The organism is Paenibacillus phytohabitans, assembly GCF_013141775.1.
GTDB classification, from domain to species: Bacteria; Bacillota; Bacilli; order Paenibacillales; family Paenibacillaceae; genus Paenibacillus_AQ; species Paenibacillus_AQ phytohabitans.
The window spans coordinates 1-11767 of the sequence record NZ_WHOB01000094.1; the positions used below are offsets into that span (position 1 = coordinate 1).

The 11767-nt window shown below is 56.1% G+C and carries 10 protein-coding genes; all 10 read right to left on the reverse strand.

The genetic code is table 11. From position 1 onward, the window contains the following. Positions 1-172: 172 nt before the first annotated feature. Positions 173-1357, reverse strand: coding sequence for an FtsW/RodA/SpoVE family cell cycle protein (locus tag GC101_RS32505; RefSeq protein ID WP_076246353.1), 1185 nt, complete (start codon positions 1355-1357; stop codon positions 173-175). A 157-nt stretch (positions 1358-1514) separates the two neighbouring features. After that, positions 1515-2645: a HemK/PrmC family methyltransferase gene (locus GC101_RS32510; RefSeq protein ID WP_171720689.1), complete on the reverse strand. Its 1131-nt coding sequence runs from the start codon at positions 2643-2645 to the stop codon at positions 1515-1517. A 4-nt stretch (positions 2646-2649) separates the two neighbouring features. After that, positions 2650-3717, reverse strand: a complete 1068-nt coding sequence (gene prfA / locus GC101_RS32515) for a peptide chain release factor 1 (protein WP_039309100.1) — start codon at positions 3715-3717, stop codon at positions 2650-2652. A gap of 797 nt (positions 3718-4514) precedes the next feature. Continuing rightward, the gene (ychF, locus tag GC101_RS32520) at positions 4515-5615 is read right to left on the reverse strand and encodes a redox-regulated ATPase YchF (RefSeq protein ID WP_039309103.1); all 1101 of its coding nucleotides are present in this window, start codon (positions 5613-5615) and stop codon (positions 4515-4517) included. A 237-nt stretch (positions 5616-5852) separates the two neighbouring features. Continuing rightward, on the reverse strand, positions 5853-6323 hold the full coding sequence (locus GC101_RS32525; protein WP_246354622.1) for a GNAT family N-acetyltransferase: 471 nt from the start codon (positions 6321-6323) through the stop codon (positions 5853-5855). A 44-nt stretch (positions 6324-6367) separates the two neighbouring features. Further along, positions 6368-7507 carry a type 2 isopentenyl-diphosphate Delta-isomerase gene (fni, locus tag GC101_RS32530; protein WP_171720690.1) on the reverse strand — a complete coding sequence of 380 codons (1140 nt, stop codon included), beginning with the start codon at positions 7505-7507 and terminating at the stop codon, positions 6368-6370. Positions 7508-7646: 139 nt separating this feature from the next. Further along, positions 7647-9122 (reverse strand): phytoene desaturase family protein, encoded by a 1476-nt coding sequence (locus GC101_RS32535; RefSeq protein WP_171720691.1) that lies wholly within the window; start codon positions 9120-9122, stop codon positions 7647-7649. Beyond that, entirely contained in the window at positions 9119-10276 is a 1158-nt protein-coding gene (locus GC101_RS32540) for a glycosyltransferase family 2 protein (protein WP_171720692.1), read from the reverse strand. Before GC101_RS32540 ends, GC101_RS32535 begins: the two co-directional genes overlap by 4 nt. After that, positions 10273-11013, reverse strand: coding sequence for a lysophospholipid acyltransferase family protein (locus GC101_RS32545; RefSeq protein WP_171720693.1), 741 nt, complete (start codon positions 11011-11013; stop codon positions 10273-10275). The genes GC101_RS32540 and GC101_RS32545 overlap by 4 nt, the downstream gene beginning before the upstream one ends. Then, positions 10982-11767 carry a carotenoid biosynthesis protein gene (locus tag GC101_RS32550; protein WP_171720694.1) on the reverse strand — a complete coding sequence of 262 codons (786 nt, stop codon included), beginning with the start codon at positions 11765-11767 and terminating at the stop codon, positions 10982-10984. The genes GC101_RS32545 and GC101_RS32550 overlap by 32 nt, the downstream gene beginning before the upstream one ends.

Genomic DNA, 11767 nt, shown 5'->3' on the forward strand with positions numbered 1-11767 from the left:
TTCCCCCTTGAAACTGAACACATCCATCGCTGCATGCTTGAGAATCAACTCACTTCTTAAGTTCTGATGTTGTACTAGCGTACAGACAAACAAAACGCCGGAACCCTTCCTTTTCGAAGAGCCCCGGCATGCGGATTACCTCTGATTGAATCAGAGATATTATAGTATACAGTTAGCCTTGCTTGACCGGAGAAGAATAGATTGTAGGACTCGGCAAATCTTCCTCTACCTCTTGACCATGCAGGCGTACACTCATTACCAGACCGATACTGGCCATGTTGATCAGGAGTGAGGTCCCCCCGAAGCTGATGAACGGCAGCGTAATCCCGGTCAGCGGCATCAGGCCGATGAAGGCACCGATATTCTCAAAAATCTGATACAGCATCATCGCGACAATGCCGACAATCAGGAACGGCCCGCCCCTGTCCTTGCACTCCAGTGCAATCAGAATCATCCGGTGAATCAGGATAAAGTAGAGCAGCAGCACCAGCGCCGATCCGACAAAGCCAAACTCCTCGGCAATCTGTACAAAAATCGAATCAGAATACGTATACGGCACACGATCCGTCTGTACCGAGCTGCCCTCCATATAGCCTTCGCCGCTCATACCGCCGGAGGCTATGGCGATTTTGGCGTTTTTGGTATGATAGCTTGCCTTGGCCGTCGCTTCTTCCGGTACCAGCCACGGATCAAAGCGCTCTACCCAGTGGGAACGGCCGATATCTGTCAGGAAATCCTTGATTTCATCATGGTAATGAATGTAGCTCATGATTCCGGCAGCCGCGCTTCCGCCAATAATTAACAGCCCGATCAGCGCGTGCGTGAACTTGATATTACCGATCCAGAGGAGGCCAACCAGAATCACGATATAGGAGAGCGCATTCCCAAGGTCATTCTGGCTTAGTACGATCAAAAACGGTAATAGGCTCATTAGACCCAGCGGCACGACATCGCGCCAGAACAGCAGCTTATTCTTATTCTTGCGGACCAGCACCGCAGCCAGAAACAGGATCAGAATCAGCTTAAACAGCTCGGCGGGCTGGAGACTGAAGCTCCCGAATTTAATCCAGCCCTGCGCGCCGTTCTGTTCTGTACCGATAAAGCTGACCAGCACCAGAATCCCAATGCCTGTAACGTAAACATACAGCGCATATTTGACAAGCAGACGATAATCCACGAAGGTGAGCCCAATGAAGGCGATGAAGCCCAGGATATAGAATTTGATCATTTTGATATGCGATCCGTCCAGCTTGTCGCGCCCGTGGGTAACGCTGTATATGGAGAAAATGCTGACTACCATCAGCAGCACAAGAATGACCAGGATGACGCCGTCTATCTTCTTAATCTTCTGAAGCATATTCTGTCTCCTTACTCAGTACTGGTTCCTCTTGTCTCCTGGCCGCAGCCGCATACAGAGGTCCCGTCATTTCTATTGTAAAGGAAGGGGCAGCATAAATACAATTTCACCGTTTGGCGGTTTCTGCCTACTGGCAGCTGCATCCAGGATGGGGACGCTAGCGGGCGATCCCCAGCACATGCCGGGGAATCCCGGCGAGATCCTCGATCGTGATGATCTCGTTCCAGTGGCCGGCCGCCCGCAGCAGCTCAGCTACCTGCCCGGCCTGTCCCTGGCCGAGCTCGAAGCCGACCAGGCGCGGCGGAGCCGGGAGCAGCGGCAGCTGCTCCATCATGCGGCGGTAGGGATCAAGCCCGTCCCCGCCGCCGTCCAGTGCCGTGCGCGGCTCATGGTCGCGCACCTCGCGCTGCAGCCCGGCGATGTCGCCGCCGGGAATATACGGCGGGTTGGAGACGAGAATATCCGTCTCCATCCCCGCGAACGGCTCGAGCAGATCGCCGAGCCGCAGGTCAACGGACGTGCCGAGCCGCTGCGCATTGCGCCCGGCCACGGCCAGCGCGCCGGGCGAGATGTCGCCGGCGCAGACCCGCCACGCCGGCGCTTCCGCCGCCAGCGTGACGGAGATCGCTCCGCTGCCGGCGCCGATGTCGACGGCGGTCAGCGGACGCACGGCGCGCGGGCGCGCCGCCTCACCGCCCGCGGTTCTTTCCCCCGCGGGCCCATCAGCTTCTTGCGCGGCTTCGCCCCGCGCAGGCCCCACCGCCTCACCGCCCGCGGCTCTTTCCCCCGCGGGTCCGCCGGCTTCTTGTGCGGCTTCGCCCCGCGCAGGCCCCGGCGCCTCACCACCCGCGGCTCTCTCCCCTGCGGGCCCGCCGGCTTCTTGCCCGGCTTCGCCCCGCACCGCAACTGCCCCGTCCGGCCACAGCTCCGCGCCGTAGCGCAGAATTGCCTCGACGAGCAGCTCCGTCTCCGGGCGCGGAATCAGCACATCGGGCGTAACCTCGAAGGCTCGGCCGTAGAATTCCTGCTCGCCTATGATGTACTGCACCGGTTCGCCCGCCGCCCGGCGGGTGACCAGCGTTTCCCACTGCGCCTTGAGCGCTGGCGGGAATGGATCAGCCAGCGCCATATAATATGCCGCTCCGGACAAGCCCAGCACATGCTCCAGCAGCAGCTGGCTGCTGCGCTGCGGCTCATTGCATCCGTGCCCGGCCAAAAAAGAAGAAGCCTCCGCAAAGGCTTCCCGGATGCTTTGCAATTCCGACATGACGTAAGAGTCGTGTTTCAAAGCATTATTCTCCTTTTTCCATCAATTCCGCTTGTTCCGCAATAGACAGTGCCGAGATGATTTCGGTGATATCTCCGTTCATGACCTGCTCCAGACGGTGCAGGGTAAGGCCGATCCGGTGATCCGTTACACGGCTCTGCGGGAAGTTGTAGGTACGGATACGCTCACTGCGGTCCCCGGTTCCTACTTTGCTCTTCCGTTCTCCGGAGTACTTGGCTTCTTCTTCCTGACGCTTCAGATCCGAGATACGGGCACGCAGCACCTGCAGCGCCTTCTCCTTATTGGAGTTCTGGGACTTGCCGTCCTGACAGGTAGCTACGATACCGGTAGGTACATGGGTTACACGCACCGCAGACTTGGTCGTATTAACGGACTGTCCGCCCGCGCCGCTGGAACAGAAGGTATCGACACGGATGTCCTTATCATGAATTTCAATTTCGAATTCTTCCGCTTCCGGCATAACCGCAACGGTAGAAGTTGAAGTATGAATACGTCCGCCGGATTCGGTTGTAGGAATACGCTGCACACGATGCGCACCGCTTTCGAACTTCATTTTGCTGTAAGCGCCGCGGCCGTTGATCAGGAAGATAACTTCCTTGAATCCGCCGAGATCGTTCGTGTTAACATCCATCAGCTCTACGCGCCAGCCCTGGGTATCGGCATAACGGGTATACATCCGGTACAGGTCAGAGGCAAACAAGGCTGCTTCGTCCCCGCCGGCTGCGCCGCGGATTTCCACGATTACGTTCTTATCATCATTAGGGTCTTTGGGGAGCAGGAGCAGACGGATCTTTTCCTCCAGAACTACCTGTCGCGAAGACAGGTCGTCAATCTCCATCTTGACCATTTCCTTCATTTCATCATCAAGCTTCTCAGCCTGCATCATCTTGGCGGCTTCGAGCTCTTCCATTACATTTTTATATTCGCTATACGCCTCAAAGGCGGGCTGCAAGTCGGATTGTTCTTTGGAATAGTCCCTCAGTTTCTTACTGTCGTTTGCAACATCCGGGTCACAAAGCAGTTCACTGAGTTTCTCATAGCGGTCCGCCAGGGATTGCAATCGGTCCAACAAGGGAATTCACCTCTCCTGATTCAAATTCTTCGGTTATACATACTTAATATTGTCGATACAACAAAAATAGATATACGACTTTATATTATACCACCACTCCAGCCAATTGGCTACAGTACAAAGCGCCGAAATCAGGAAATCTTTTGAATCCTGAGCTGCGCCACCTTATGATGTAAAAGCTGCAGCCAAGTTATGCATCAGGCGCGTGTCCTGATTACAAAATAACCCGGTACTGAATAAATATCTGATGCCGCTCCCGGCTTCATTCCCATGGATATTAGTAGTTGTATAGCTTGGCGGTCATACGGCGATTATACGGCGGTCATAGGAGGAGGAGCCACTCTGCATGAATAGTTGGAAAAACGTATCTTAATTTCGGTGTTTTGCAGCGTTAAAGGGAATTAATTGGATAAACGTCATTAAATTTCAGGCGTTTCCTCGAAAGTGATCTATTTGCTGAATATTAAGTGCTGTTTTTCCAACTACTGCCTGGCAAGGATCACTCTGTTCATAAGCAAGTGGAGATTATCCAACTGCTTTTCCACCGCAGGCGGCAGGCGGTAGCGACAGACCAGACGGTAGACCAGACCGCAGACGCTCGCCGTCCGCCACTGTCCCAGCCGAACCCTGGTTCATCGTATCCCCCGGCTTCTGAAGCCGCCTTTTCGGGTTTTGCGCAAATAGGAGCTGACCCTCATCCTTATCCAAAATTCAAAAAGAACCATCCAGCAAGTAAACAACTCTACTCTGAATGGCCTCTCTGCCCTACACTATAAATGGTCTATACGTTAAATGGTCTATACGTTGAAGCGGAAATGCATAACGTCGCCGTCCTGCACCAGATATTCCTTGCCTTCCAGACGCAGCTGGCCGCGCTCTTTGGCACCGTTCATCGAGCCTGCTGCTACCAGATCCGTATAAGCTACAACTTCAGCCCGGATGAATCCGCGTTCGAAGTCCGTATGAATAACTCCGGCCGCTCCAGGTGCTTTGGTGCCTTTGCGGATAGTCCACGCACGGACTTCCTGCACGCCCGCTGTGAAATAGGTGTAGAGTCCGAGCAGTCTGTATGCCGCTTTGATCAGGCGGTTAAGCCCGGATTCCTGCAGACCCAGCTCTTCCAGGAACATCGCCTTGTCTTCGCCTTCCAGCTCGGCAATCTCAGCCTCCACCTTGGCACTGATCGGCACTACTTCAGCATTCTCAGCCGCTGCGAATTCACGTACTTGCTTAACATACGGGTTCTCTTCAGCAGTCGCCACTTCATCCTCGCCCACGTTCGCCGCATACAGCACCGGCTTCAGGGTCAGCAGGTGAAGATCGCGCACGATCAGACGCTCGTCATCGGATAATTCCAGGCTGCGCGCAGGCTGATCCAGATAAAGAGCTTCCTTAACGCGCTCCAGTACTTCTACTTCCTGAGCGAATTTCTTGTCGCCGCCCTTGATATTTTTGCGGGAACGCTCAATCTTCTTCTCGACGCTTTCGAGGTCGGCCAGAATCAGCTCCAGGTTGATCGTCTGGATGTCGCTGATCGGATTCACCTTGCCGTCCACATGGGTTACGTTCTCATCAACGAAGCAGCGGACCACATGAACAATGGCATCCACTTCCCGGATATGAGCCAGGAACTTGTTGCCCAGACCTTCGCCCTTGCTCGCACCGCGCACGAGTCCGGCAATATCTACGAATTCAAAAGCGGTCGGAACCGTCTTGTGCGGCTGCACCAGCTCGACCAGCTTATTCAGACGTTCGTCCGGCACTTCCACGACACCCACGTTCGGGTCAATGGTGCAGAAAGGATAGTTGGCGGATTCCGCCCCCGCTTGTGTTATAGCATTAAACAATGTCGATTTCCCTACATTGGGAAGTCCAACGATTCCAGCTTTCAAAGCCATTTATATGACAACTCCTATTTTCGGTTGAATTGATCACCGCATGAATTACCGTACTGATCTAAACCATTATATATTAGAACAAAACCTCCAGCAACAGCGGATGTCAAGGGAACGCCACCCCATAATGCGGAGCTTTAGCCTCGTTGATTAATCAGATGCTTTTGGGGGACCCAAAAACATGTAAATAATGTAATAAAACTTTACAACACCATTCACCGCTATTTCCCGGCCCTGCACCTACAAAGTCTTCGACATCGTAATATCCGTAACCAGGAAGCCCATTTTTTTGTACAGCTCAAAAGCACGGTCATTCTGGCCAAAGACATGCAGTCCGATCCGGGTCACATTCATCTTCCGGGCTTCTTCATCTAATGCAGCCAGCGCCTGCTTGCCGTACCCCTTACTCTGGAAAGGTTCGAAAATATAAAAGTCATAGATGAACGCCTCCCGGACTCCCCGGTTCTCGTTCACATTAAACCAGATGTACCCGGCCTCAGCTTCACTCTCAGCCTCTACTATAGAATAGAGATAAGCCCCCTCTGTGTAGAGTCCTTTGGGCAGGAAACGTGTCATTTCTTCCTGGGACAATTTCATGGCGGTCTCAGCATCCCAGGCTCCGGCCTTTATTTTGTCCTCTGCGTAATCACGGGTGGATTGTCTTAAGAAAAATTGAAAAGTCGATTCGTCCATTTGGACCAGTTTGATCATTGTTTTTTAGCCCTTCCTTTAATTCCATATTCATCGGCTTGCTTCTAGCGCCGGATAAGACGCGGGGTACCGCGCAGGGAAGCAAGATCCGGCGCGCCGATGCCGAACATGACCGTGCGCAGCTCCAGTTCAACCTGTGCCAGCGCCTGGTCCAGCGCCTCCTCGGAGCTGACAGCCGGACCCAGCAGATTCCGCCCGAAGCCGGCCAAGTCGGCCCCAAGCGCCAGCGCCTTGGCGGCATCCACACCATGCTTCAGCCCGCCGCTGCCGATCAGCGCGCCGTGCGCAGAGACCGCGCGTACTTCGGTAATGCATTCCGCCGTGGGAATCCCCCAGTCCGCGAAGGCCTCCGCAGCCGCGCGCCGTACCGGGTCCGTACTGCGGAACTTCTCCACCTGGCTCCAGGATGTGCCGCCCGCACCGGCAACGTCGATAAAGGCAGCACCTGCATTATACAGCAGGGCTGCGGTGTCTCCGTCAATGCCCCAGCCTACTTCTTTGACACCTACCGGTATCTCAAGGTTACGGCATAACGCCTCTATCCGCTTCAGCAGGGAAGCGAACCCTGTGTCTCCCTCCGGCTGGAAAACCTCCTGCAGCCCGTTCAGATGCAGAACCAGCCAGTCTGCCCCGGCAATCTCTACCGCGCGGCGGCACTCTTCTACACCGAAGCCGTAAGAGAGCTGCACCGCCCCGACATTGGCTATAACCGGAATTGTGGGAGCCTTATCGCGCACATGAAAAGAAGCCGCCAGCTCTGCACGCTCTACAGCGGCGCGGACAGAACCCACGCCGAGGGCCCAGCCCCGGCGCTCGGCCGCTTCGGCGAGCCGGGCGTTAATGTGCCCGGTCGCCTCGCTCCCCCCGGTCATGGAGCTGATCAGCAGCGGTGTCCGCAGCTCCCGGCCGAGAAATTCCGTACCGAGCCTGATCTCCTCAAAGTCCAGCTCCGGCAGTGCGTTATGGCGGAACCTGTACTGCTCGAAGCCGGTTGTAATTCCGCTGCCGGTAACGTCTTCATTCAGGCAGAGCCGCACATGCTCAATCTTGCGTTCCCCGGTTCTGGAGTCAGGCAGCAGAGATTTATGTCCCTCAGTGCCTGCTGCCCGCGATGCTGACCCGTACTCTGTGCCCGGCTGCTGTTCCGGACTTCGCGGCACACCGTCCTGCGGCATATGATTCATGCTGTCTTCCTCCGTTCTACCCTGTATTCATATATGTCCGGTAGCGTGAGACGCTACTTATAGGCTTCTTAAGCACAAGTACATTTCATTATAGCACAACACCGCCCGGCAGTTGACACGGGCGGATTTCTTCTGTCTTTTATTGACTCCCGGCAATATACTCCCCCACCAGCCTTCCGGACAAGGATACAACCGGCGTCCCTCCTCCGGGATGCGTAGTTCCGCCGACGTACCAGAGCCCCTTAACATCCCTGGAGCGGTTCCCCGGGCGGGAGAAGGTCTGCCGCGCTGAATTGGAGGATATCCCGTAAATGGCCCCCCGGTGGGCGAGAGTATCGTCAGCGATATCCCGGGGGGTATAACGCTGCAGGACATCCGCTTGGGATAACCCTGTAATTCCATGGCCCTCCAGCACGGACAGCACACGTTCCCCGTAAGCAGCGGTTTCTTCGTTCCAGTCACAGGCGGGGCTCAGATACGGCGCATTGGCCAGTATAAAAAGATTGCTGCCGCCCGGCGGCGCCAGCTCAGGCTCGGAATAACCCGAGTGGCATACATAGACCGCAGGCTGCTGCGGAGGACGTTTATGCTCAAAGATATCCTTGAATTCCTGTTCATAATTCTCAGGGAAAAAAACCGTATGATGCAGCAGGGTATCATATCTGCGCGGCACTCCCGCCAGTGTCACCAGCCCGGACAAGGACGGCTCGTAGGCTTCAATCTTGCGGTCTGTCATGCCCGGACGGTTCTCTTCGGGCAGCAGCATACGGTTGATACTCAGCACATCACCGCCGGCTATAACAGTCTTGGCCGGATAGAATCCTTGAGCCGTATCCACCCCTTCCACAGCGCCGGAAACTACCGAAATCCCCGTAACCTCGGTGCCTGTAACCAGCTGTACGCCCAGCTCCCGGGCAAGTGTAGTTAAGCCTTTGACCAGCTCATAGGTCCCGCCCCTGACACCGTAGACCCCTTCCCTGATCTCCAGATGTCCAAGCATCGCAAATATCGAAGGCGCACGATACGGCGAGGAACCGACATATGTGGCATAACGTCCCAGCATAGCCAGGGTGTTCGGATGACTGAAATAACGGAGCAGCAGGCCATGAAGATTAAGAAAAGGCCTGACGCGCAGCAGGTCCCGTACAAGAGACAGCGATAATTTGTCCCGCCAGGACAGCAGCAGCCTGTTCAGGAACTGCTGCCCGCTGAGCTCGTATAGACGCGAGGCTTCGGCCAGAAAGTCTGGATAGCGCACAGCATCTTCAGGACTATAAGACGCAATTTGCTCCTGCATAGCCCCGATATTGCGGGAGAAATCAACGATTGAGCCGTCAGTAAATACATTGCGGGTTCGCGGCTCCAGTTCATACAGCCGGACATACTTCTCCATGCGGGTCCCGGCAAGCTCATACAACGAACGGAAGACATGCGGCATCGTAATGGTGCTCGGGCCACGGTCGAACATGTATCCTCCCGCTTCGACACGCTGCAGCTTGCCGCCCGGCTGCTGCTGCCGTTCCAGCACGGTTACTTCCCAGCCTTTGACGGCCAGTGTTACCGCACAGGACAGCCCTCCGAATCCGGCACCTATAATCACAGCCTTCGGTTTCATAAATAACGCCTACCTTTCCATTCGTAGCCCCCGCGGGACCGGCTTCCGCGCCAGGATGCCACGGCAATTAAGGATAAGCAGAGTATACCGGCCGGCAAAAGCAAACAGAACCAGACCGGCTGCCTGCCTGCCGCATCACTGGTCCGCTTGATGGCGATACCGGCCAGCCCTGCAACAGCCGGCATAACCGCAGATGAAGGCTGCCCGGTCATGCAATAGTATAAGACTGCCGCAACCGGCAGCATATAGAGCGATAAATACATCGTAAGCACAGCCAGCAGAAGCACGGGGCTGCGGCCGATACCGGCATAGATATTCTTGCGGTAGCCGTTCCACACTTCCCTGGCATTGTGATACATCCGCATTGAAGCATGACCGGTGATATCTGCGAGGGTCACCGGTTCTCCAGCACGCTTCACCGCACGGGCCAGCGCCATATCATCGACCAGTTCACCACGGATCGATTCATGCCCGCCGCAGCGGGCATAAGTATCCCGGTGGATCAGGATGAAGCCCCCATGTGCCGCAACAAAACGCGGGTCTCTTGAACCGCGGACAAGCGGAACCGGCAGGTGGCAGATGATCGTGAAGACCATCAGGGGAACCACCAGCCGCTCCAGCCATGTGCCGGTGACCTGGCGGGGGAATCCTGTGACCATGCCGCCGCCTTGAGCTTCGGCCGCAGAGAATGCCGCCTCCAGAGCCAGCGGCTGCAACCGGACATCCGCATCCAGAAACAGCAGCCAGTCACCCTCTGCAGCCTCCGCCAGCTGGGCACAGGCATGGGATTTGCCCAGCCAGCCTTCCGGCAGCTCCCGTCCCCGCATAACACATGCCCTGTCTCCAAGGATTGCAGCGGCAATCGCTCCTGTGCCGTCTGCCGAGGAATCATCCAGCACTCTTACTTCCACTTCCCTTCCGCTGGTGCTGCAAGCCAGCACAGAGGATAGGCAGTCCGCAATATTATCCGCTTCATTCCGTGCGGGGATCAGCACGGACAGGCGCCGTACTGCTGATGCTGCCGATACCGGATGTACTTCTGAAGCCCCTCGGCTAATTCCCGCGCCCAGCTTGGGAAGCTGCGCTGCATTCCACACCGCAAACAGCAGCTGGAGCAGCAGCACAACCGATATGATCTGTAAGACCGTGATCATCGGCTCCCCCTGCCCGGCCTCAGCATGTCAAGCCATTCATTGGTGGATCTTCCCCTCTTCAGAAGCGGCCTGAATTCCTCCGGCATGTAACCTTTATGATTAAGAATCTGATTGCGGTGTGCCTCCAGTTGTTCGCCAAGCGCAGCCTCCAGGCTGCGGGCAATGTCTGAGCGGTCCATATCGGCCCAAGGCAGCAGCTGCGGGGTTCCGGCGAGCAGTGTCGCTTCCGGTTTGGTATGGCGGAACAGGCCATGATATAGCGTTACCGGCACTACCGCAGTCAGCGGACTGAGACGCAGCACCAGTGCCGCCCCCTCTTTCAGGCTCAGCGGACGATGCTCCAGCGGCAGAATCTCACCTTCCGGATACATCCAGACGCTCTCTCCCGCCTGCAGCAGTCCCGCTGTATAACGCAATGAAGCCCGCAAGTCCCCCGTACCGGCGGAGTTAATGGAATAGGCGCCAAGCTTCCGGAAGAAGGCATATTTGCGCAGCTGCTCCTCTTCCATCATGAAGTAGTGCCTGCTTCCCGCCAATTTCCCTGCCGCGTGATAGGCGAGCAGACCATCCCACCAGGAACTGTGATTCATGAGATAGAGGATACCTCTGCCTTCGGCCGCTGCAGGCTGCAGATCCCCGCATATTCCGATGGAATGGAAATGCCTGCGCAGCAGATAAAATGAATTATAGCGGTAGAACAAGCGGTCAAAGCTTCCCGACTTGACGGCTTCCAGCATAACGCAAGCTCCCTTCCGCCAGAGCAGTGCCTAATCCGGCAATCACTGCACAGGCCGGCAGACCCTCTGTAAGACTGATAAGACCGAACAGAATCAGAATCGCCTGGTACAGACGGGTACCGCGGCGGGCCGCCAGGCAGGTAACCGGCACAGCCGGCAGCAGCATGGACAAGGCAGCGCCGGCAATCAGCCAGCCCCCGAAATTGCTCCAGGGGACTTGGTAGAAGCCGCCAACTCCCTCCCAGTGCCAGAAGTTTCTGGCATGGGCAACGGGATCAAGCACCAGATCCAGAAGCACCGTCCAGAAGCCGACCTGAACGGCCCGCAGCAGCAGCAGGCGCAAGCCGCGCTGCCCGAAATCATAGCTGATAAGTACGGCATTGCAGACGACAGCGATCCAGGCGAAGCCCAGCGTAACCGGCACACCAAACAATAAAGGTCCGAGCACCGAAGAGTAGTGATACTCACCGAACAACCGGCCTGAATGAACGCCGACCCATTCGACAGCCATTCCTCCCATCCAGATCAGGCCTGCAGCACGCCACATGGAAAGTTTACGGCGGCGTTCAACAGATATGACTGACCAGTCAGACATGAAGGGCCAAGCCTGCCCGGAGGATAATAAATGCGCGGCATATGCACCATAAAAGACTAGAAACAAACCATTGGAAAAGCTCAGACTTTCCGGAATCCCAAACCAGATCAGCAGCAGAGCGCCGACTCCATACCAGATCCAAAATAGGGTTCTGATCAT

Bases quoted from the DNA above. Each gene is read 5' to 3' on its own strand.
- GC101_RS32505 (WP_076246353.1), bottom strand. From the start codon at position 1,357: ATGCTTCAGAAGATTAAGAAGATAGACGGCGTCATCCTGGTCATTCTT.
- ychF (WP_039309103.1), bottom strand. From the start codon at position 5,615: ATGGCTTTGAAAGCTGGAATCGTTGGACTTCCCAATGTAGGGAAATCG.
- GC101_RS32525 (WP_246354622.1), bottom strand. From the start codon at position 6,323: ATGATCAAACTGGTCCAAATGGACGAATCGACTTTTCAATTTTTCTTA.
- fni (WP_171720690.1), bottom strand. From the start codon at position 7,507: ATGAATCATATGCCGCAGGACGGTGTGCCGCGAAGTCCGGAACAGCAG.
- GC101_RS32535 (WP_171720691.1), bottom strand. From the start codon at position 9,122: ATGAAACCGAAGGCTGTGATTATAGGTGCCGGATTCGGAGGGCTGTCC.
- GC101_RS32540 (WP_171720692.1), bottom strand. From the start codon at position 10,276: ATGATCACGGTCTTACAGATCATATCGGTTGTGCTGCTGCTCCAGCTG.
- GC101_RS32545 (WP_171720693.1), bottom strand. From the start codon at position 11,013: ATGCTGGAAGCCGTCAAGTCGGGAAGCTTTGACCGCTTGTTCTACCGC.
- GC101_RS32550 (WP_171720694.1), bottom strand. From the start codon at position 11,767: ATGATCAGAACCCTATTTTGGATCTGGTATGGAGTCGGCGCTCTGCTG.